14 protein-coding genes are annotated in these 21081 nt (G+C 61.5%); 8 read left to right on the forward strand and 6 right to left on the reverse strand.

Annotated features, from left to right (window positions below; translation table 11 throughout):
- The 3 genes from CER19_RS22920 to CER19_RS22930 all read right to left on the reverse strand — a co-directional run.
- The coding region (locus tag CER19_RS22920) for a DUF6531 domain-containing protein (protein ID WP_133298360.1) at window positions 1–2997 on the reverse strand (2997 nt) is incomplete at its 3' end.
- A gap of 110 nt (window positions 2998–3107) precedes the next feature.
- Window positions 3108–6182: an efflux RND transporter permease subunit gene (locus CER19_RS22925; protein ID WP_116668096.1), complete on the reverse strand. Its 3075-nt coding sequence runs from the start codon at window positions 6180–6182 to the stop codon at window positions 3108–3110.
- 2 nt (window positions 6183–6184) lie between these two features.
- The gene (locus CER19_RS22930; protein ID WP_116668105.1) at window positions 6185–7291 is read right to left on the reverse strand and encodes an efflux RND transporter periplasmic adaptor subunit; all 1107 of its coding nucleotides are present in this window, start codon (window positions 7289–7291) and stop codon (window positions 6185–6187) included.
- A 100-nt stretch (window positions 7292–7391) separates the two neighbouring features.
- Here CER19_RS22930 and CER19_RS22935 point away from each other — a divergent pair, with 100 nt between their 5' ends.
- The 4 genes from CER19_RS22935 (at window position 7392) to CER19_RS22950 (ending at window position 11696) form a co-directional block, all read left to right on the forward strand.
- The gene (locus tag CER19_RS22935; RefSeq protein WP_116668097.1) at window positions 7392–8597 is read left to right on the forward strand and encodes a multidrug effflux MFS transporter; all 1206 of its coding nucleotides are present in this window, start codon (window positions 7392–7394) and stop codon (window positions 8595–8597) included.
- A gap of 76 nt (window positions 8598–8673) precedes the next feature.
- The gene (locus tag CER19_RS22940) at window positions 8674–9540 is read left to right on the forward strand and encodes a pirin family protein (protein ID WP_116668098.1); all 867 of its coding nucleotides are present in this window, start codon (window positions 8674–8676) and stop codon (window positions 9538–9540) included.
- A gap of 179 nt (window positions 9541–9719) precedes the next feature.
- Window positions 9720–11165: a mechanosensitive ion channel family protein gene (locus CER19_RS22945; RefSeq protein WP_116668099.1), complete on the forward strand. Its 1446-nt coding sequence runs from the start codon at window positions 9720–9722 to the stop codon at window positions 11163–11165.
- A 93-nt stretch (window positions 11166–11258) separates the two neighbouring features.
- On the forward strand, window positions 11259–11696 hold the full coding sequence (locus CER19_RS22950; RefSeq protein ID WP_005788953.1) for a carboxymuconolactone decarboxylase family protein: 438 nt from the start codon (window positions 11259–11261) through the stop codon (window positions 11694–11696).
- A 4-nt stretch (window positions 11697–11700) separates the two neighbouring features.
- Here the strand turns inward: CER19_RS22950 and CER19_RS22955 are convergent, their stop codons facing one another.
- Complete coding sequence (locus CER19_RS22955) at window positions 11701–12471, reverse strand: helix-turn-helix domain-containing protein (protein WP_116668100.1); 771 nt, start codon at window positions 12469–12471, stop codon at window positions 11701–11703.
- A 98-nt stretch (window positions 12472–12569) separates the two neighbouring features.
- Here CER19_RS22955 and CER19_RS22960 point away from each other — a divergent pair, with 98 nt between their 5' ends.
- Window positions 12570–13700: an MFS transporter gene (locus tag CER19_RS22960; protein ID WP_116668106.1), complete on the forward strand. Its 1131-nt coding sequence runs from the start codon at window positions 12570–12572 to the stop codon at window positions 13698–13700.
- On the opposite strand, the gene CER19_RS22965 is transcribed toward CER19_RS22960, so the two are convergent.
- Entirely contained in the window at window positions 13690–15840 is a 2151-nt protein-coding gene (locus tag CER19_RS22965) for a TonB-dependent siderophore receptor (protein ID WP_116668101.1), read from the reverse strand. The two genes, CER19_RS22960 and CER19_RS22965, sit on opposite strands and share 11 nt — an antisense overlap.
- A gap of 202 nt (window positions 15841–16042) precedes the next feature.
- Window positions 16043–16939, reverse strand: coding sequence for a helix-turn-helix domain-containing protein (locus CER19_RS22970; protein ID WP_116668102.1), 897 nt, complete (start codon window positions 16937–16939; stop codon window positions 16043–16045).
- A 138-nt stretch (window positions 16940–17077) separates the two neighbouring features.
- On the opposite strand from CER19_RS22970, the gene CER19_RS22975 reads away from it, so the two are divergent.
- From CER19_RS22975 to CER19_RS22985, 3 genes are read left to right on the forward strand one after another with little or no spacing between them, the layout of a single operon-like run.
- Complete coding sequence (locus CER19_RS22975) at window positions 17078–18436, forward strand: glutamine synthetase family protein (protein ID WP_116668107.1); 1359 nt, start codon at window positions 17078–17080, stop codon at window positions 18434–18436.
- Window positions 18437–18461: 25 nt separating this feature from the next.
- The gene (locus tag CER19_RS22980) at window positions 18462–19550 is read left to right on the forward strand and encodes a polyamine ABC transporter substrate-binding protein (RefSeq protein WP_116668103.1); all 1089 of its coding nucleotides are present in this window, start codon (window positions 18462–18464) and stop codon (window positions 19548–19550) included.
- On the forward strand, window positions 19547–20839 hold the full coding sequence (locus tag CER19_RS22985; protein ID WP_116668104.1) for an FAD-binding oxidoreductase: 1293 nt from the start codon (window positions 19547–19549) through the stop codon (window positions 20837–20839). Before CER19_RS22980 ends, CER19_RS22985 begins: the two co-directional genes overlap by 4 nt.
- Window positions 20840–21081 lie beyond the last annotated feature (242 nt).

A 21081-nucleotide genomic window follows, 5' to 3' on the forward strand; every position in this document is an offset into this window, starting at 1 on the left:
GTGGTCGCGCTCGTAGCGGGTGATTAGCTGACTGTTATCGTCGCCGTATTCGGTCTTCTCCAGCAGGTTGCCGTTGAGGTCGTAGGCGTAGGCGGTGCGCTGGCCGTCGAAGCCGGTTTCCTGGCGGATCAGGCCGTTGGGGTGGTAGTCGAGTTGGTAGGTTTCGCCGGCTTCGTTTTCGATCTCGGTGAGCAGCAGACGCGTGTTGTCGTAGCGGTACTTGACTTGGGTACCGTCGGCGTTGAAGCGGCGGCTGATCAGGTGCAGGCCACCTTCGTATTCGTAGCGGGTGACGTGGCCCAGTTCGTCGCGTTCGGCGATGATTTTGCCGTAGGGGTTGTAGCTGAATTCCCTACATCCACCGCCTGGCAATACAAGGCGAATCAGCCTACCGACGCTGTCCCATTCATAGACTGTCTGTGCGCCGTGTGCATCCTCACGGGCAATCTGTCGGCCTAAATCGTCATAGCGATAACGCTTGATTCCACCATTGGGCAATTGCTCTTCCAGCAACTGCCCCCGCTCATTCCACCCCAGCCGATGGCAACTATGATCCGGGTACCAAACCCCGGTCAGTTGCCCGTGTTTGTTGTAGCTGTAATCGGTAACCTCGCCGTCAGGATCGATCCTGCGCGTAACATCGCCTTGCTCATTACGCTCGTATTTCCAGACCGCCTCCCCACGCCTTATAACCCGAACAAAACCGTTGTCATGTTCGTAGGAAGTCGGCTCATCATCCCCGGGAAACAACGCCACCAAGCGTCCGGCGTCGTCGTACTGATAGGCCGTTACCGCGCCCATCGGGTCTTGCTCTACCGTCAGCCGCCCCTGGTCATCGTAGGACTTAAAGTGGGTGGCGCCGTCTGGATCGATGCGCTGCACCAGCCGCGCCCGCTGATCATGGACATACACCTCCTGGCTTCCATCGGCGTTATGCACCGTGACACGCCCGTCATCGCCCCAGGCATAGCGCGTGTCCATCTGGGAAAAACTTGCCCAATGCCGGACGCAACGCGCCGCTTTGCCAGCGTGTTCCCATTCCCAAAAGAAACTCGCGCCACCGGCCAGTTGGCGTTCAAGAATGACGTGCTGATCGTCGTAGCGATAACGCTCGCTTTCCCCGACAGCATTGGTCGCGCAAACCAGTCGTCCGTCTTCGTCATAGGCGTAGGAAACAAGGTTCTGTTCGGTCTCCCACACGTAGGGCTCACGCCCTTTGGCGCGATGCACCTGGTAGTCCACCGCAACGATGCGCCCCAACTCATAACGCAACAGCAACGAACGACCCGCACCGTTATCCAGCCGCTCAATCCGCCCAGAACGATCCCGACAAAGGCGCAGGCGGTTGTCATACGCATCGCTGATGGTTGTCAGCACACCGTCGCGAAAGTGGTAGAAACGCGACGCCTGGGCCAGCACCAGCTCATCCGGCACAGCGCCCAAATAGATCGCCGCTTCCGCCAGGCTATTGGTGATCGCGGGCCGAGAATCGGTGGGCAAGGGCAGGGTAGTCGAGCGGTTCTCATGGTCAGTCCACACCACCAAATCGCCGGACACCACCAGCCGATGAGCCAGCGCATGACTCCAGCCAAACCCCAACCCGCAATCCACATCCACAGCACTGGTGCGATACAGCCGCGCCCACTCAAACGGCAAGATCCCATCCAGCGCGCCATCGGTGAGGGTCAGCAACTCCTCGCCGGTAACCATCGACACCGGGCAGCCGTTGGTAACGGTCTTGTCCGCTGACGCCGCCGCATCTCCCTTTGGATTAGAAGCCACAGCCGGCACATCATCGACAGGTTCCTGACGGACCAACGTCGTGCGCTGGGTCTTGCCGCGCACCATCGACACCGGGTTCGAAACCAGCGTGTCGCCCGCCTTCAACGGCACAGCCGGCACCGCCTTGACCGGCGTCGCCGCACTGCTCAGCAACACCGGCTTGGCGGTCTCGGCATGGGTCTCCAGCCTAGGCCCCGCCACCTGCTTGGCCAGCAATTCCAACAACGCCCGCGCCCGCCCGGACTTGACGCCACTAAGCACCTGAGCACCCAGGCGCAGCTGTACTCCAATACCCCGTGTGGCCCAGATCAGCAGCAGATTGATCAACACTTCGCCGGTGATTTCACCCAGCAGTTCGTACATGTCGGGCGGCGGCAGCATGCGTATCCAGGCCACCAGTGCCGACAGGTAGATAAACAACAGCGGCTCATCACTGAGTACCAGCAACCCCTTGGCCAGCGTGTCTCTGCCCAGTTTGAGCAGCGCATTCAGCTCGGCCTCGGACAGGTATTTCAGCAACGTTTCGCTGTTGGACTTGAGGTTCGCGAGCAGGTCGTACAGCTCGGTGATGTTGTCCCACAGGTTATAAAGCGCGTTGCCCAGCCCGGTAGCAAAGGCCACGCCCTGTAAGGCACTGCGCTTGTAAGCCGGCGCTTTGGCAAAGTCTGCCCATCGAGGCTTGAAGTGCTCGGCCCATGCCGTGCGCAAATCCGCTTCCAGCCCGGCGATCACAGACTCATAGGACGCATACAGCGCCTGGACGTGAGCCTTGGAAACAGTGGGGTAAAAGGTGATTTCGTACTGTTGGTCGCGGGTACAGTCGCTGACTTCAAGGATGCCGCTTGGACCAATGGTCCGATGCAGTGGCGCGCCGACCGGGCTGCCGTCCCGTGCAACGGCTTGCAGCATCACAGGCGTGTTGCCGATAGGCACGAACTGCGTACTTTCGAACAGATGCACCAGCGTCAGCCCACCCTGGGCTTTGCATTGAGCGACGGTGCGGCTGGGCTTGTCGGAAGAGATCGGCGCGACCAGTGCGACGTCTTCCCCAACCTTGAACACCTGCTCCACGCTAAGCGCCGAACCACTTAAAAAGCTGTCGGCCCACGTATCAAAGGTATTCAGGCAGGTACGGAAATCCGCGAATACGCGCTCAACCTTCGGCGCTTCGGGATCCATGGGCACCAGCACCAGGTTGGCCAGTACCGAGATCAAGAGACAGCCCCATTCATCAGGGCTCTAACGAACACCACCATCTGCAATCCCTCGCACTGTTTGATCAGGCGAGGGACTTTGCAGCGGTTGAAAGAGGAGGGGAGTAGAGCTTATCCGGCAGTTACGTGGGACGTTTCAGCAACCCTGTCGCGCAGCACCAGGCTGCACAGCGCCGGCAAAAACAACAGCGTCAACACCGTGCCCACCAGCACACCGCCAATCAGCACATAGGCCAGGGACGACCAGAACACCGACAGTGTCAGTGGAATAAACGCCAGCGCCGCCGCCAGTGCGGTCAGGATCACCGGGCGGGCACGCCGCACCGTGGCTTCGATAATGGCCTCGCGAATCGCCATGCCGTGGTCCTGGTTCTGGCGGATCTGGTCGGTAAAGATCAGCGTGTTGCGCATCAGAATGCCGCCGATGCCAATCAGGCCCAGGATCGCGTTAAAACCGAACGGCTGGTTGAACAGCAACAAGGTCGGCACTGCACCAATCAGGCCCAAAGGCGCGGTAGCGAACACCATGAACATCACGCCGAACGAGCGCACCTGGAACATGATTACTGTGGGGGTCAGCAGGATCATGATCGGGAACAGCGCCGCCAGGGCCACGTTTGCCTTGGCGCTTTCCTCAACCGGGCCGCCGATGTCGATTTTGTAACCGCTGGGCAGCTTGGCGATCAGCGGTTGCAGGTCTTTGTACACGGCCATTTCCACATCGGGCGGTTGTACGCCGTCGATGATGTCGGCGCGTACCTCCACGGTGGTGGCGCGGTCACGGCGCTTGAGGATCGGTTCTTCCATCACCGCCTGGAAATGCCCGACCTGGGCCAACGGCACTGACGTACCGGCGCTGTTGGTCAGCGTCATGTTGTTGAGGTTGGCCAGGTCTTCGCGTTGGCTGCCTTGGGCGCGGGCCACCACTGAGACGGTACGGTTGCCTTCGCGGACTTCGGTGATCGGGTTGCCGCTTAGCAGGGCGTTGAGTTGGGACTTGACCTCATCCGGCGTGAACCCCAGTAGACGCAAGCGATCCTGATCCAGCACCAGGCGATAAGCGCTGGCGCGTTCGCCCCATTCGAGAAAGGCGTCGCGGGTCAAGGGGTTGCTGGCCACCACCTGGCGCACCTCCTCGGAGAGCCCGCGCAACACGTCCAGGTCTGGCCCGGACACACGGAACACCACCGGGAACGGCACCGGCGGGCCGAACACCAGTTGCGTCACCCGCACCCGCGCCGCTGGAAACTCTCCGGCGGTAATACGCTCGCGCATGCGCTGTTTCAAGGCATCGCGGGCATGGGAGTCCGGGGTTTGCACGATCAGCTTGGCAAACGCAGGGTCGGGCATTTCAGGGTTCAACGACAGGAAAAACCGCGGTGCACCGCCGCCCACATAGGTGTCGACCATGCGGGTCTGCGGCTCTTGCAACAGCGCCTTCTCCACCTGCGCCGCCACGGCTTCGGTGCTTTTGAAGGCGCTGCCGGGTGGCATATACACTTCCAGAATCAGCTCCGAGCGGTCGGAGTCCGGGAAGAACTGTTTCTTCACCACCGCCATACTCAGGCCGCACACCACGAATGCGGCCACCACCAGCCCGGTCACCAGCCAGCGCCCGCGCACGCAGGCTTCCACCAGGCTGCGCAGTTTCTGGTAGTAGCGCCCGGCATAAATCGCATCATGCCCGCCGGGCACTGGCTTGATCTGCGGCAACAACTTCACGCCCAGGTAGGGCGTAAACACTACGGCTACCAGCCAGGATGAAATCAGCGCGAAACCCACGATCCAGAAGATATTGCCGGCGTATTCGCCTGCCCCGGAGCGCGCAAACCCAACCGGCAGAAAACCGATGATGGTGACCAGGGTGCCGGTCAGCATCGGCGCCGCCGTGGAGCTCCAGGCATAGGTGGCCGCGTGGATGCGGTCAAAGCCTTCTTCGAGTTTGACCACCATCATCTCGATGGCAATGATCGCGTCGTCCACCAACAGGCCCAGGGAGATGATCAATGCACCGAGGGTCACACGGTCGAATTCACGGCCCGTGACCAGCATGATCACGAACACGATCGACAGCGTCAGCGGCACGGCCGCCGCAACCACCAGCCCCACGCGAAAGCCCAGGGCCAATAGGCTGATCAGCATCACCACGGCCAGGGCGACGAAGAATTTGAGCATGAACTCATTCACCGCCAGGCTGATGTTTTTCGCCTGGTCGGAAACTTTGGCGAAGTTCACGCCCAAGGGCAGGTCAGCCTGGATTTTGGCTTCCTGGGCCTGCAGGCTCTTGTCCAGTTCCAGGCCGTTCCAGTGCTTCTCCATGATCACGCCCAGCATCAACGCCGGGTCGCCCTGATGGCGGATGCGGTAACTGGGCGGGTCTTCATAACCCCGGCTCACGGTGGCCACATCGGCGATGCGCAATACGCGGCCATTGACTTGCAGGGGCACGTTCTCGATCAAGGCCAGGCTGTCGAACGCGCCGTCGATGCGGATATAAGCGCGGGCGCCCGCCGTTTCGACGAAGCCTGAGGGCGCCACGGCGTTTTGTGCGGCGAGGGCGGCGAAGATCTGTTCGGGCTTGATGCCCAGGGTTGCCAGGCGCTCATAGGAAAACTCCACAAACACGCGCTGGGCCTGCTCGCCAAGGATATTGACCTTCTTCACCCCTGGCAGGTTGAGCAAACCCTGGCGCAGTTCCTCGGCCATTTGCACTTGTTGGCGATGGGGCAGGTGTTCGGCTTCCAGGGCGTACAACGCAAAGTACACGTCGGAATATTCATCGTTGAAAAACGGCCCGATCACACCCTTGGGCAGGCGCGTAGCTTCGTCGCTGAGTTTTTTGCGGGTCTGGTAGAACAGTTCCTGAATCTCTCTCGGGCGTGTGGACTCCAGGAAGGTCATGCGCATCGACACGAAGCCTGGCTGGGCGATGGTCTCGACGCGGTCGTAGTAGTCCAGTTCCTGCAGGCGCTTTTCCAGGCGGTCGGCCACTTGCTCCTGCATCTCCTGGGCGGTGGCGCCGGGCCAGGCGGCGGTGATGGTCATGACCTTGACGGTAAACGAAGGGTCTTCGGCGCGGCCCAGCTTGCCGAACGCGAAGACCCCGGCGACGAGGATCGCAATCAGCAAAAACAGGGTGACGGCGCGGTGTTTGACGGCCAGTTCGGAGAGGTTGATCCCGCGCATACTCATTGATCCTGCTTACGGTTGAGGGCCAGCGCCTGGGCGGGCAGCAAGCGCACCGTATCGCCGCTGTGCAACAGGTGAGCGCCGAGGGCGACGATGGTTTGGCCGGGTGTTACGCCGCTGTCGAGCAAGGCGTCTTCCTGGCCGAGGCTGGCGACCTTCACCGGGGCGAAGCTGATCTTTTGATCATCGCCAATCAGCCAGACGCCCGTGCCTTGCCCCGCATCCTGCAAGGCGCCAATGGGCACGCGGGTTTGCAGGGGCTGGCCGTTGCCTTGCAGGCGCACGGTGATGGTGGAGCCGAGGGCGAAACGCTCGACCTGACCCTGCAGCACATAACGTGCGCGGTAGGTGCGGGTGACCGGGTCGGCGCTGGCGGACAGTTCGCGCAGGGTGGCGGTCACGGCCTGGTCCGCTGCGCCAAAGGGCAACGCCAGGGCTTTTTGTGCGGCCAGGTCACGCTGGTTTTCCGGCAGGTTGACGATGGCTTCGCGGGCGCCGTCATGGGCCAGGCGCGCCACGATTTGCCCTTCGGCCACCACTTGGCCGCGATCGGCCAGCACGTCGGTGATGATGCCGTCGCCATCGGCCTTGAGTACCGAATATGTGCGACGGTTTTCGATCTGGCTGGCATCCGATTGCGCCGCGGCCAGTTCGGCCTGGGCGACGCGCAGGTTGGTGGCCGACTGGTCGAAGATCTGCCGCGACACCGCGCCGGTACTGGCCAAGCGCTGGTAACGGTTTTCATCATCACGGCGCTGGCGCAGTTGGGCCTGGGCGGCGTTGACGCGGTTTTTGGCCGAGCGCAGCGCCAGTTCGAAGTCGCCGATATCCAGCACCAACAGGGTGTCGCCACGGGAGACGTGCTGGCCGGGGTCGACCTTGCGCTCGATCACCTTGCCGCTGACCCGAAAGCCCAGGTTGCTTTCAGTGCGTGCCGCCACCACGCCGGTATAGGCGCTTTGTTGGGTGCCGGCGGCTTCGACTGTGACGGCCAGCACCGGGCGCGATGTGGGCGCTTGGGCGGCGCTGTCGGCCTTGCTGTTACAACCACTGAGTACCACCAGCAGAGCCAGGGGCGTAAGAAGGCGCAGGGGGAGAGGGGGCATGACGAACTCCAGGGTGACCATAGGGCAAAAAATTATGTACATAATTTTTTGCTCATATTATGGTCGAAATATAAATTAATCCAGCCCCCGGATATTCCCCATGGCAAACGCCCCGGCACCCTCACGCAGCTTGCTGTTCTTGCTGGTTGCCCTCACCGCATTGGGTGAAGTCTCGACGCAACTGATCATTCCCGGCCTGGGTGCCATCGAGCACGCGCTGCTGGCGCCGCAAGGCTCGGCCCTGATGGCGCTGTCGGCGTTCGTTGCCGCGTTTGGCCTGGGGCAGCTACTGTTCGGGCCGCTGTCGGACCGTATCGGCCGGCGGCCGGTCTTGATCGGGGGCCTGGCACTGTACGTACTGGCGACGCTGTCGATGTTGCTGGTCACCGACATCCAGCAATTTATCGCCGCCCGCGTGTTGCAAGGCCTGGGCGCGTGCGCCGCGTTGGTACTGGCGCGTACCGTCGTGCGCGATGTGTGGAAAGCCGAGGCAGGCCCGGCCCTGGCGCTGACCATGATCGGCATGTTGTATGCCATCGTCGTTGCGCCCATAGCCGGGGGCTTGCTGATCAAATTGCTCGGCTGGCAGGCACCCATCGCCCTCGCACTGGTGATCGGCAGCCTGGTGTTATTGCTGGCGCTGCTGTTCTTTCGCGAGAGCAACCATCACCTTGATCCCAGGGCCGCACACTGGCGCACCCTCGGCGGGCAGTATCTGGACCTGCTCAAGGGGCGCCAGTACCGTGCTTACGCCGTGGCCCTGGCGTGTACCTACGGCGCGATGTTTGCGGTGATCGCCGGTTCATCGGCGGTGTTTATCAATCTTCTGGGGTTCAGCAGCCTTGAGTACGGGCTCAACTTCGGGCTGATTGTGTCGATGCTGATCGTGGGTTCCACCTATACCCGGCGTAACATTCAGCGCCTGGGGCCGCAGCGCATAGTGGCGTTGGGTGTGACGATGGTGGCGGTGGGCGGGGTGGCAGCCCTGGCGATTTACGGAGTGTTCGGGCTGTCGGTAGTGGGGCTGGATATTCCCATCGCCCTGGTCACGCTCGGCGGCGGCCTGGTGCTGCCGGGATCCGTTACCGGGGCCGTGATGCCCAATGCGCACCGTGCAGGTTTAGCCGCCGGGCTCATGGGATTCGCACAGATGTTCGGCGCCACGTGCAGCGGGTTGTTGCTGAGCCAGTTACGCGATGGCAGTGCCGCGCCGATGATCATTATCCAGGCCGGGTTTGCACTGTCGGCGCTGGTTGCCTTTCAACTGCTGCGCCAGCGCCAGGTTAAAACACTGTCCTATATATAGAACGATCAGAGCCATTTTTACCGGCTAGTGCTCAAGGGTGAGACGATTTAAGGTGTACTCACTTTGGAGGTACACCATGAAAAAGCTGATTGGTATCTACACCAGCCCCCGCGCCCACTGGGTCGGCGATGGCTTTCCGGTACGCACGCTGTTTTCCTACGACACCATGGGCAAGCACATCAGCCCATTCCTGTTGCTGGATCACGCAGGTCCAGCCGAATTCACCCCGACTGAACAACGTCGCGGCGTCGGCCAGCACCCGCATCGCGGTTTTGAAACCGTGACCATCGTCTACGACGGCGAAGTCGAGCACCGCGATTCTACCGGTGCCGGCGGCAAAATCGGCCCGGGCGATGTGCAATGGATGACCGCAGCCAAAGGGATCCTGCACGAAGAGTTTCACTCCCAAGACTTCGCCCGTAGTGGCGGCGCACTGGAGATGGTGCAACTGTGGGTCAACCTGCCGGCCAAGGACAAAATGGCGGATGCCGGTTACCAGACCATCGTCGATGGCGACATTCCGGTGCTGCCATTGGCAAACGACGCCGGCCACCTGCGCCTGATCGCCGGGGAATTTGCCGGTACTCAAGGCCCGGCTCGCACCTTCACGCCGATTGACGTGTGGGACTTGCGCCTCAACGCCGGTAAAGCGGTCACGCTGGACCTGCACGCCGGGCGTAACACGGCCTTGGTGATCCTCAGCGGCACTGTGCTGGTCAACGGCAAAGAAGTCGCGCGCCAAGGGCAACTGGCGTTGTTCGAGCGTGACGGTGATCAGATCACCCTGGAGTCCAACGACGACGCCAAGGTGCTGCTGCTCAGCGGCGAACCCATCGACGAGCCCATCGTCGGCCACGGTCCGTTCGTGATGAACACCGAGCAGGAGATTCACCAGGCATTTGCCGACTTCCAGTCGGGCAAATTCGGGCAGATGCACGCCTGACGGTTCACCGCAACCCCCTGTAGGAGCGAGCTTGCTCGCGAAGAACTTCAACATACCGCGCTCAATCAGACAGCACGGGTGATCGTTGTGGTTTTTCGCGAGCAAGCTCGCTCCTACATTTTGTTTCCAGGGTTCTGATTTCATGCGATCTTCTCGGCATTCGCCCTGGAGTCGCCTGGATGCCCTCATTTATCGCTGATCACCCGATGCTGTGCGCCGTGGCGTTGATCCTGATCGACATCGCCGTGTGGCGCCTTATTTCCCCCAATCTGGCCAACTGGAAACTCGCAGCGCGGCTGGTGATTTTCGCGGTGTTCAGTGCCGTGCTGTTCAACGACGGCATGAACCCCATGCAAGCGGCGCCTTATGCCGATGACACCACTTTGCATCTGGCGGCCACGGCGTTGCAGATCGGCTGGTGGCTGTTCGCGGCGCGCACCCTCACGGTGTTGCTCGGCGCGGTGATGATGCAGCGGGTCGGCCATACCGGGCGTTTATTGCAGGACCTGATGGGCGCGGTGATTTTCCTGATCGCGATCATCGCCGCCATGGCCTACGTGCTCGATCTGCCGGTCAAGGGCGTGCTGGCCACTTCCGGCGCCGTGGCGATCATCGTCGGCCTGGCATTGCAAAGCACCTTGAGCGATGTGTTTTCCGGGATCGTCCTCAATACCACCAAGCCTTACCAGATCGATGACTGGATCTCCATCGACGGCACCGAAGGCCGTGTCACCGATATCGACTGGCGCGCCACGCGCCTGCAAACCTCCCAGGGCAGCCTGGCGGTGATCCCCAACTCCCTGGCGGCCAAAGCCAAGATCATCAACTTCTCGCGCCCGGCAGACATGTTCGGCCTGGCGGTCAGCCTGCAAGTCAGCCCCCATGCGCGCCCGCAAACCGTGATCGAAGCGCTGGAGCGTGCGATGCAGGGCTGCCGGCCGTTGCTGTCCCAGCCGGCGCCCAGCGTCGCGTTCAAAGCGTCCACCGGCAGTGGCGTGGAATATGAGATCAGCGGCTTTGTGCCGGCCATGGGCCTCAAGCGCGAAACCCGCAACCTGCTTTACGACCTGGCCTACCGGCATTTGCAGGCGGCCGGCGTGGGGCTGTTGTCTGCCACCGAAGGCAGCACGCCGCCTGCGGTGTCTGGCGCCCGCGCCTTGCTGGAGCGCTCGTCGATCTTTTCCACCTTGCGTCAGGAAGAGAAAGACACCTTCAGCCAGAACATGACCCTGCACACCTACCGCGCCGGTGAGATGATCCTGGCGGCGGGGGAGGTCAGCGACCACCTGTTCATCATCGAGTCCGGCGTGGTCTCGGTGCTGTTGATCAAGGACGGACACAAATTCGAGGCTGGGCGCATGGGGCCGGGGGAGGTGATCGGTGAATCCGGTATCCTCTCCGACCAGGCGGCACTGGCGGATTTCTCGGCCAAGACCTACTGCACGCTGTACCGCATCGAAAATGAATACCTCAAGCCGTGCCTGGACGCTCGGCATGATATCGGCGAAGCCATGAAAGCGCTGCTGGATTTTCGCCGCCATGCCGCCCAGGCCTTGACCGAAGACGCACCTGTGGTGCCGGTGAAGAAGGGCTTCATCCAGTGGCTGAGGAACCGCGGCCTGTAGATTGGTCACCTGTTCTTCGCCCGGATTGGCTATTTCTCCAGAACGCTGCGCTGACTACTCTGCGCACCTATCCCAACGTTCTGGAGTTTCACCATGCAAACCCGTACCGATTTCTACACCGCTTCCCCAGACGCGATGAAAGCCATGCTCGCCCTGGAAGCGGCGGTGGGCAAACTCTCCATCGAATTGCCACTGCTGGAACTGGTGCGCCTGCGCGTCTCGCAAATCAACGGCTGCGCGTTCTGCCTCGACATGCACACCGCCGATGCGCGCAAAGGCGGCGAGACCGAGCGGCGTCTGTACACCCTGTCGGCCTGGCGCGAAACGCCATTTTTCACCCCACGTGAACGCGCCGCCCTGGCCTGGGCCGAAAGCCTGACCCTGCTCAGCCACACCCACGCCCCGGATGAAGACTTCAACGCCCTGGCCGCCGAATTCAGCCCACAGGAGCAAGTCGACCTGAGCGTGGCCATCGCCACTATCAACAGCTGGAATCGCCTGGCGGTGGGGTTTCGCAAGATGCCCAAGTAAGGCATCAGTCGGGTTTGAAATAGCCACGCGGGGTGCTGCCGGTCATGCCTTTGAAAAAGGCGATCAGCGCACTGTCGCTGGCAAAGCCCAGTTCAAAGGCGCAGTAGCCCAGGCTGCGCCCGGTGGCGAGCAGTTCGATCACCCGCATTAGTCGCCACTGTTGGCGCCACTGCTGATACCCCAGGCCGGTCTCCTTGAGGAAAATCCGGCCAATGGTCTTGGTGCTGGCGCCAATGTGCTGTTCCAGTTCCTGCAATGTAGGTGGCAAGCGGTCGAGTTGGGCCAGCAAGGGTGCCAGGCGCTTGTCTCGCGGCAACGGCAGGAGCAGGGGCTGCTCGACCGCATGGCGGATTTCGTCCAGGCACAGCCCAAGCAAGTGGGCATAGCGGCCGGTGTGCCAATCGGTTTCGAAGGGTGCCATAGCCATCGGTTCCAGTACGGCCCGCAGCAAGGTGCTCACTTGGATCACTCGCACCTGCGCGGGTAACTGCCCGGCCAGGGCCGCGCTCACGTACACCGAGCGGTAATCCACCGCCTGTTGCATCACCGCACGATGGGGCAGGCCGCACGGTATCCAGGCAGCGCGGGTGGGCGGCAGCAGGCACAGCTGAGTGTCCAGCGTGATGCGCGTGCAACCTTGCTGGGTGAACAGCAACTGCCCGCGCTGGTGGCGATGCAGGCCGGAGTCGTGATTGCCCAGCACCGCGGCGATGCCGATCACGGGAGCGGCAAACGCGTCGGGATTGAAAGACGCAGTCGCTTCGAGCCAAGCCATGGTTTGTCCGATTTCATGGATAAAATGTCGAAGTCTGGATAATACCCCAGTTGGCGCGCCCTAGAATTCGTCCATTGTTTTTATGGATGGACCTGGTGATGAAGTCTGGAAATTTGCTGATGCTGACGATGGCCTTGCTGATGTTCCCGCAATTGGCCCAGACCCTGTACAGCCCGGCCCTGGGCGATATCGGCCGGGTGTTCGCGGTCGCGCCTGAGCGGGCGGGGCAGACACTGTCGGTGTACTTCCTGGCCTTCGCTTTTGGTGTAGTGGTATGGGGGCGCTTGAGCGATCGTTGGGGGCGGCGGCCCGTGATGCTGATCGGGCTTGGGATTTATGCAGGAGCTTCGGCGCTGGCCTTGAATGTGACTACATTCAGCGGTTTGTTGCTGGCCCAGGCGTGGGCTGCTTTCGGTGCGGCGGTGGGGTCGGTGGTCACGCAGACCGTGTTGCGTGACCGGTTCCACGGCGCCGGACTGGCCCAGGTGTTTTCGCTGATGGGCATTGCGCTGGCGGCCAGCCCCGCCATCGGGTTATTCAGCGGTGCAAGCCTGGTGGAGTGCTTCGGCTATCGCGGCGTGCTTGGCACGTTGCTGCTGCTCGCACTGGGGTTGTGGGCCTGGTGCCTGTGGGCCTTGCCGGAAACACGCCCGGCATCGTTGCCCACGGCCGCCCTTGGCCAGACACTCGGATTGATGCTCAAGGATGCCGGAATCTGGCGCTCGGTCGGATTGGTGGCAGCCTTCAATATTGCGCTGTTCAGCTATTACAGCGTAGGGCCGTTTATCTTCGCGCACCTGGGGCGCTCCACTGCCGAGTTCGGCTACAGCGGCGTGCTGCTGGCGTTGGGGTCCGGCCTGGGGGCGTGGCTGAACAAAGCCTTGCTCAAGCGTGGTATGGACAGCGATCAATTGGTGTTTGCCGCTGCTGTAGTGGCGGTGGGGGGGGGCCTGCTGGTACTGGCTCTGCAACACAGCTGGTTATTGGTATGGCCGATGTTGCTGGTGGTGCTGGCATTTGGCATGGCGATACCCAATGTGCTCGGCGGCGCGTTAGTCGACTACCGCGATCGCCTCGGCACTGCCGCTGCCTTGTTCGGCTTGCTGTATTACCTGGTGATTGGTGGCGGGCTGACCCTGGTGGCATGGACCCAGGACCTTGGCTGGAGCCTATTGGTATGCGGCCTGGCGGCGTTGTGGCTGGCAACGCCGCGGGTCTTCAGAAGTTGACCGATGCACTCAGGCGCGCCGTCAGCGGTGCGCCCTGGAACAGGTAGTCATCGCCCATGTATTCGCCGGCGTCGCGCCAGTAGCGCTTGTCGAACAGGTTATCGACGCTCAGGCGAAACACTGTCTCGTAGCCATCGACCTTGGTGGTGTAGCGGCTACCGACGTTGACCACCGCGTAGTCGCCCACTTCCACGTTGCCGGTGCGATTGGCGGACTTCTTGGCGCTGTATTGCACACCGCCCAATACCGCCAGGCCGTTGACCCAGGGCAGGGCGTAGTCGGCGTACACACTGGCGCGCAGCTTGGGCACGTTGATCGCCTGGTGGCCTTCATAGTCCGACGTGCCGCTGCCGCTGACCCGCGCTCGAATCGCTGCCACGCTGGTTGCGATTTGCAGGCGGTCGGTGGCCCAGCCGTTGGCGGACAATTCAATGCCGGTGTTTTTTTGCTGGCCCTGCTGCACGTAGTTGAACGTGTCACCTTCGGGTTTGGCGTACTGGTAAGCTTGGCGCGTCTGGAACACTGCGGCGGCGAAGCTGATACGGCGCCAGTCGTATTTCACCCCGGCTTCGATTTGGCGCGAGACGGTGGGGGCGAGTGTTTCATCCGCATTGTTTGCGAACCACGGCGCGGTGCCGCCCAGGGACAGGCCCTTGCTGTAGCTGGTGTACAGCGAAACGTTGTCCACCGGCTTGTAGATCAACGAGGCCTGGGGCAGGAACACGTACTGTTGGGTGTGGCGTGTCTGGTTGCCGGTGACGCTGTCGAAGGCTTTTTCGTCCAGGCGCACTTCACGGCCGCCGAGGATGGTTTGCCATTGCTCGTTGAAGCGGATGCGGTCGGTGACGAACAGCCCGTACTGGCGGCTGTCGAGGTTGCGGTGGCTGTCTTTAAGCGGCTCGCTTGTAGGTGGGAAGCTGGGCGCATCCTGATAGATATTGCCACTGCCGATGTGCTCGTTGACCGACTCACGCTTGTCGATCACCCGGCGAAATGCGCTCGTGCCGAAGGTCAGTTCATGGCTCAATCCCGCAGCGTTGAACAGCCCGGTCATTGCCGCCTGTACTTCATCGTCGCGGCGGGTGTCGTCGGGGCTGCGATAGTCGTAGATGTCGTAGTCACCTTCGGGGCTGAAGGTGTTGGCGTTGCAGGTATTGACGTAATAGCAACCCCACGCAAACGAACTGTAATCATCAATCACCACCTTGCTACGCGCCGCGCTGACACTGCCTTTCCACTGATCGCTGAAACGGTACTCGAACTTGCCGTTGAGGTTCAGCGAATCAATCCCCACCTGCTTGCCGCCCGTCTGGTGCCCCAACAGCTTCTTCGGTGAAGCGCCGTGGGGCACTTCGGTGCCGCCCAGCAGTTGATAACCTGGCACCGAGCGCTGTTGTTTGTTCTGGTATTCGGCGTCCAGTTGCAGCACGGCGTCGGGGCTGATGTTCCAGTCAAAGGCCAGGGACAGGAAATCGCGCTGGCCATTGGCGTGTTCCACATAGGAATTGAGGTCTTCATGGGCGACGTTGGCACGCAGGCCGAACTGCTGCTCGCTGCCAAACCAGCCGCCGACATCGGTGGCGATATAACCGCTGCCGCGATCATCGGTAGACACCGTTACCGAACGCACATCTTCCGGCCGCTTGGTCACGTAGTTGATCACCCCGCTGGGCTCGGAAATGCCGCTCTGCAAACCGGCCAGGCCCTTGAGCACTTCCACCTGCTGCTTGTTTTCCAGGGCGACATTCTGCTCGCCGGTGATGGTGCGCCCATTGATCTTGTAACTGCTGGCCGCGTTCAGCGAAAAGCCACGCACCACAAAATTTTCGTAATAGCCAATGGGCGCGTAACTGTCGCCCACCGAGGCATCGTTGCGCAGCACTTCACTGAGCAAGCGTGCCTGCTGGTCCTTGATCAGCGCGGCGTTGATCACGGTGATCGAGGCAGGGGTGTCCAACAGCGGCGCTTCATCAAAACCACCCACCGACGCGGTTTCATTGCGGTAGCCCGACTCATCCTGGCCCTGGACCTTTACCGTCGGCAACTCGATCTCGGCGGCCAGGCTGCTGCCGATGCCGCCACTGAGCAACAGGCCGAGGGCGAAATGTGAGGTGACGACGGGGCGGAAACGCAAAACCATGGGTAAAGGCCTTAAAGCGCTGGGCGGGGGGCGCATAAGCTAGGCATAACGGCGGGATTTTACAAGTTATGCAGCAGGGCTCTGCCACACCGCTAATCGAATGTGGGAGCTGGCTTGCCTGCGATAGCGGCCTGTCAGTCGCTGAATTATTGCCTGAACCCCCGCTATCGCAGGCGAGCCAGCTCCCACAGGGGATTGGATTTCAACCAAAGCGCTTCAGGGTCTCGCTGGGCAGCTCCCGGAACAAAGCACGATAACTGTTGGAAAACCGCCCCAAATGCCAGAACGACCAATTCATCGCCACCTCGGCTACGGTGGTATCAGCGCCACTTAGCAACTCACGCCGTGCCCCATTCAACCGACGCAACCTTAACCACTGCGCCGGGCTCATTCCCGTATAGGTCTTGAAGCCTTGCTGCAAGTGGCGCAGCGGCACGCCGGCAATCTGCGCCAGTTCCAGCAGGTTGACGGTTTCGTCCGGCGCATCCGCCGCCCACTCACCGATGCGTGCCATCAAGCGGCGTTCTTCGCCGCGCTTTTGCAGTGAACTGCGGTCCAGGCACACGCAGGCGTTATCGAGGATAAACAGGCAGTCGTCGAGCAGTTGCTGGGTGAGGGCATCGCGGCTGATGGGGTCGGTGAGTGCAGACAAACGCGTGAGCGTGCCACTGAGCCAGCGGGTGAACAGCGCGTTCTGTTGGCAGGTCAGCGGTGCCATGAACAGGCCTTCGAGCTTGGCCACATCCAGGCCCTGGCGCTGGACAAACTGCGGGCCGAACACCACGGCCACTTCGCGGTAGTTTACCGGGGTGATCCAGGTGTTGCGGCTTTCGCCATTGAGCAGGTACAGCGCGTTGTCACTGGCGTCGAAACAGAACGCCAGGGCGCCGGCAGGTGCGTTGAAATGCTGTTCCACCCGGGTGTTCATGCACTCTTCGTAGACCTGCACGCCTTGCAGGTCGAGGTAGCGCACGCGCCCGGCAAAATGCCCGGGGGACATCTGCTGGTACTGCTGCACCCAGCCGGGTGTCGCACTGCATTGGGCGGCCACATCGCCGGTGGCGAAGGCCTGTACGCGCAAAGCGGTTGCCTGTGTCATGGGTGATCCGTGCGCACTCTATTGGTGCGTTGTGCCGCGTGCAAAGTGGATAGATGCCGTTTCAAGGCTGGCCCAAGATAGACCTCAATGCGCTGGGAGTACAACCCGGCGTCGCATCCCACCCAAGACGAGGTCCTTATGAACGCCCCCTTCGATCAGCTGTCCACCTGGCTGAAAGAACACAAGATTACCGAAGTCGAATGCGTGATCAGTGACTTGACTGGCATCGCACGCGGCAAGATTGCGCCCACCAACAAGTTCCTGCATGAGCGAGGCATGCGCCTGCCGGAAAGTGTGTTGCTGCAAACGGTAACCGGGGACTTTGTCGACGACGATATCTATTACGACCTGCTGGACCCGGCCGATATCGACATGATCTGCCGCCCGGCAGCCAACGCCACTTACGTAGTGCCGTGGGCCATCGAACCCACCGCCATCGTGATCCACGACACCTTCGATAAGCAGGGCAACCCCATCGAGCTGTCGCCGCGCAATGTGTTGAAGAAAGTCCTGCAGCTCTACACCGACCAAGGCTGGCAGCCGATTGTCGCGCCGGAAATGGAGTTCTACCTGACCCAGCGCTGCGAAGATCCGGACCTGCCCTTGAAAACCCCGATTGGCCGTTCCGGCCGTGCCGAAACCGGCCGCCAGTCGTTCTCTATCGATGCGGCCAACGAATTCGACCCGCTGTTCGAAGATGTCTATGACTGGTGCGAAGCCCAGGGCCTGGACCTCGATACGCTGATCCACGAAGACGGCCCGGCGCAGATGGAAATCAACTTCCGCCACGGCGACGCCCTGGACCTGGCCGACCAGATCACGGTGTTCAAGCGCACCTTGCGTGAGGCCGCCCTCAAGCACAACGTCGCCGCCACCTTCATGGCCAAGCCAGTGGCCGATGAGCCGGGCAGCGCCATGCATTTGCACCAGAGTGTGGTGGAGATTGCCACCGGCAAACCGGTGTTTGTCGATGCCGATGGGGCCATGAGCCCTTTGTTTTTGCACCATATCGGCGGGTTGCAGAAGTACATTCCCATGGTGTTGCCGATGTTCGCGCCCAATGTGAACTCGTTCCGCCGCTTCCTGCCGGACACCTCGGCGCCGGTCAACGTCGAATGGGGCGAAGAGAACCGCACCGTCGGCTTGCGCGTGCCCACTTCCAGCCCAGAGGCGATGCGCGTGGAAAACCGCCTGCCGGGGGCCGATGCCAACCCGTATCTGGCCATTGCCGCGAGCCTGTTGTGCGGTTATCTGGGGATGATCGAGCACATCGAACCCAGTGCCCCGGTGGAAGGCCGCGCCTATGAACGCCGCAACCTGCGCCTGCCGTTCACCCTCGAAGATGCGCTGGCGCGCATGGAGGATTGCGACACGGTCAAGCAATACCTGGGCGAAAAATTCGTGCGTGGCTATGTGGCGGTCAAGCGCGCCGAGCACGAGAATTTCAAGCGGGTGATCAGTTCCTGGGAACGTGAGTTCCTGCTGTTGAGCGTCTAAAAACAAGCATAAAAGGGGTGACGATATGCGTCTTGTGAACAAGCTTCTTCCACTGGCCCTGGTCGCGGCGTTCAGCAGTGCCGGCCAGGCGGCGCCGACGGTGAGTGTCTACAACTGGACCGATTACATTGGCGAGACCACCTTGGCGGACTTCCAGGCCAAGACCGACATCAAGGTGATCTACGATGTGTTCGACTCCAACGAAACCCTGGAGGGCAAGTTGCTGGCCGGGCGCACCGGGTATGACGTGGTGGTGCCGTCCAACCATTTCCTGGCGCGCCAGGTGAAGGCAGGCGCGTTCCTCAAGCTTGACCGCGCGCAGTTGCCCAACTTCAAGAACCTGGACCCCAAACTGCTCAAGTTACTGGAACAGAACGACCCCGGTAATGCGCACTCGGTACCGTACCTGTGGGGCACCAATGGCATTGGCTACAACGTCGACAAGGTCAAGCAAGTGCTGGGTATCGACCACATCGACTCGTGGGCGATGTTGTTCGAGCCGGAAAACATCAAGAAGCTGCATGAATGCGGCGTGGCCTTCCTCGATTCAGCGGATGAGCTGTTCCCGGCGATCCTCAACTACATGGGCAAGGACCCACGCAGCGAGAATGCCGAGGACTACAAGCAGGCCGAAGCCAAGCTGCTGACGCTGCGGCCATACATCACTTATTTCCACTCCTCCAAGTACATCTCGGACCTGGCCAACGGCAATATCTGCGTGGCTTTCGGTTATTCCGGCGATGTGTTCCAGGCCGCCAATCGCGCCAAGGAAGCCAAGAACGGGGTGAACATTGCGTACTCGATCCCCAAGGAAGGCTCCAACCTGTGGTTCGACCTGTTGGCGATTCCGGCCGACGCGAGCAACCCCAAACAAGCTCATGCGTTTATCAACTACCTGCTTGAGCCTGAGGTGATTGCCAAGGTCAGCACCTCAGTGGGCTATGCCAACGCCAACCCGGCCGCCAAGCCGTTCATGGCCCCGGAGCTGGTGAACAACCCTGAGGTGTACCCACCCCAGGAGGTACTCGACAAGCTCTATATTTCCACCACGCCCACGCCGGCGACCATGCGCGTGATGACTCGCGCCTGGAGCAAAGTGAAGTCCAACCGATGATTCAACCCAATGAACATGCCCCGTCCTATTACCGCGCTTCGGCGAATGCCATGGCGCAGCGGCCCGCACTTGAGGCAGACCTGAGCGCCGATGTGTGTGTGATCGGCGGCGGTTTTACCGGGGTCAACACCGCCATTGAACTGGCCCAGCGCGGGCTTTCGGTGATCCTGCTGGAGGCGCGCCGCATCGGTTGGGGCGCCAGCGGGCGCAACGGCGGGCAATTAATTCGGGGTATCGGTCATGATATCTCCGGGTTTGCCAAATACGTGGGCGAGGAGGGCGTGCGCTATATGGAGCGGGCCGGTATCGACTCGGTCGCTCTGGTGGGCCAGCGCATTGCCGAGCACGGCATCGACTGTGACCTGCGCTGGGGTTTTTGCGAACTGGCTAACACCCCGGCGCAGTTTGCCGCGTTCAAGGGCGAACAGGCGCACCTGGCGGCCATGGGGTATGCGCATGAAACGCGACTGGTCGGCCCACAAGACATGTCGCAGGTGGTGGGCTCGACGGTATATGCCGGCGGCTTAGTCGACATGGGCTCCGGCCATCTTCACCCGCTCAACCTGGTATTGGGCGAAGCGCAGGCGGCCGAGGCCCTTGGGGTGCGTATCTTTGAGCACAGCCCGGTGCTGGAGCTGATCCATGGCGAGACGGTGCAGGTGCGCTGCGCAGGCGGCAGCGTGCGCGCAGCCAACCTGGTGCTGGCATGCAATGCCCATCTTGAGGAGCTGGAGCCGCGCTTGAGCGGCAAGGTACTGCCGGCGGGCAGCTACATCATCGCCACCGAGCCACTGCCTGAGCCTGTGGCCCAGCAGTTGATCCCACAGAACCTGGCGCTGTGCGACCAGAAAGTCGGCCTGGATTACTACCGGCTGACCGCAGATCGGCGCCTGTTGTTCGGCGGTGCCTGCCACTACTCGGGGCGCGATCCCCAGGACATCGCCGCGTACATGCGCCCGAAAATGCTCAAGGTGTTCCCGCAGTTGGCCAACACGGCTATCGAGTTCCAGTGGGGCGGCAAGATCGGCATCACCGCCAACCGCTTTCCCCAGGTCGGGCGGCTCAAGCAGTACCCCAATGTGTTCTATGCCCAAGGCTATTCCGGCCACGGCTTGAACGTGACGCACTGGTGCGCACGGCTGCTGGCCGAAGGGATACACGCGGGCGCAAGCCAGGGCCTGGATATTTTCAGCCAGGTGCCGCACATGACCTTTCCCGGTGGCAAGGCGCTGCGCTCGCCACTGCTGGCGTTGGGGATGTTGTGGTATCGGTTGCGCGAAGCACTCTGACTCCTGATCCAATGTGGGAGCGGGCTTGCTCGCGAAAGCGGTGGGTCAGTCACTGAATCTTCAACTGAACCACCGCTATCGCAGGCAAGCCAGCTCCCACACGGGTTCTGCGTTGCCCACAAATTCACCACCCGGTATAGACCCCCTGTGGGAGGGGGCTTGCCCTAATGCCAGTCAGTTAAGGCTTTTTTGTAGGAGCGAGCTTGCTCGCGAAAAACTTACAGGCCCTGCGCTCATCCAGC

The organism is Pseudomonas sp. GL93, from assembly GCF_003408955.1.
Classification (GTDB): Bacteria; Pseudomonadota; Gammaproteobacteria; order Pseudomonadales; family Pseudomonadaceae; genus Aquipseudomonas; species Aquipseudomonas paracarnis.

Excerpts from the sequence above, each read along its gene's own strand:
- CER19_RS22950 (WP_005788953.1), top strand. The coding sequence starts at position 11,259 with ATGCAAACCCGTACCGATTTCTACACCGCTTCCCCAGACGCGATGAAA.
- CER19_RS22980 (WP_116668103.1), top strand. The coding sequence starts at position 18,462 with ATGCGTCTTGTGAACAAGCTTCTTCCACTGGCCCTGGTCGCGGCGTTC.
- CER19_RS22970 (WP_116668102.1), bottom strand. The coding sequence starts at position 16,939 with ATGACACAGGCAACCGCTTTGCGCGTACAGGCCTTCGCCACCGGCGAT.
- CER19_RS22925 (WP_116668096.1), bottom strand. The coding sequence starts at position 6,182 with ATGCGCGGGATCAACCTCTCCGAACTGGCCGTCAAACACCGCGCCGTC.
- CER19_RS22975 (WP_116668107.1), top strand. The coding sequence starts at position 17,078 with ATGAACGCCCCCTTCGATCAGCTGTCCACCTGGCTGAAAGAACACAAG.
- CER19_RS22960 (WP_116668106.1), top strand. The coding sequence starts at position 12,570 with ATGAAGTCTGGAAATTTGCTGATGCTGACGATGGCCTTGCTGATGTTC.
- CER19_RS22940 (WP_116668098.1), top strand. The coding sequence starts at position 8,674 with ATGAAAAAGCTGATTGGTATCTACACCAGCCCCCGCGCCCACTGGGTC.
- CER19_RS22945 (WP_116668099.1), top strand. The coding sequence starts at position 9,720 with ATGCCCTCATTTATCGCTGATCACCCGATGCTGTGCGCCGTGGCGTTG.
- CER19_RS22930 (WP_116668105.1), bottom strand. The coding sequence starts at position 7,291 with ATGCCCCCTCTCCCCCTGCGCCTTCTTACGCCCCTGGCTCTGCTGGTG.
- CER19_RS22935 (WP_116668097.1), top strand. The coding sequence starts at position 7,392 with ATGGCAAACGCCCCGGCACCCTCACGCAGCTTGCTGTTCTTGCTGGTT.
- CER19_RS22965 (WP_116668101.1), bottom strand. The coding sequence starts at position 15,840 with ATGGTTTTGCGTTTCCGCCCCGTCGTCACCTCACATTTCGCCCTCGGC.
- CER19_RS22985 (WP_116668104.1), top strand. The coding sequence starts at position 19,547 with ATGATTCAACCCAATGAACATGCCCCGTCCTATTACCGCGCTTCGGCG.
- CER19_RS22955 (WP_116668100.1), bottom strand. The coding sequence starts at position 12,471 with ATGGCTTGGCTCGAAGCGACTGCGTCTTTCAATCCCGACGCGTTTGCC.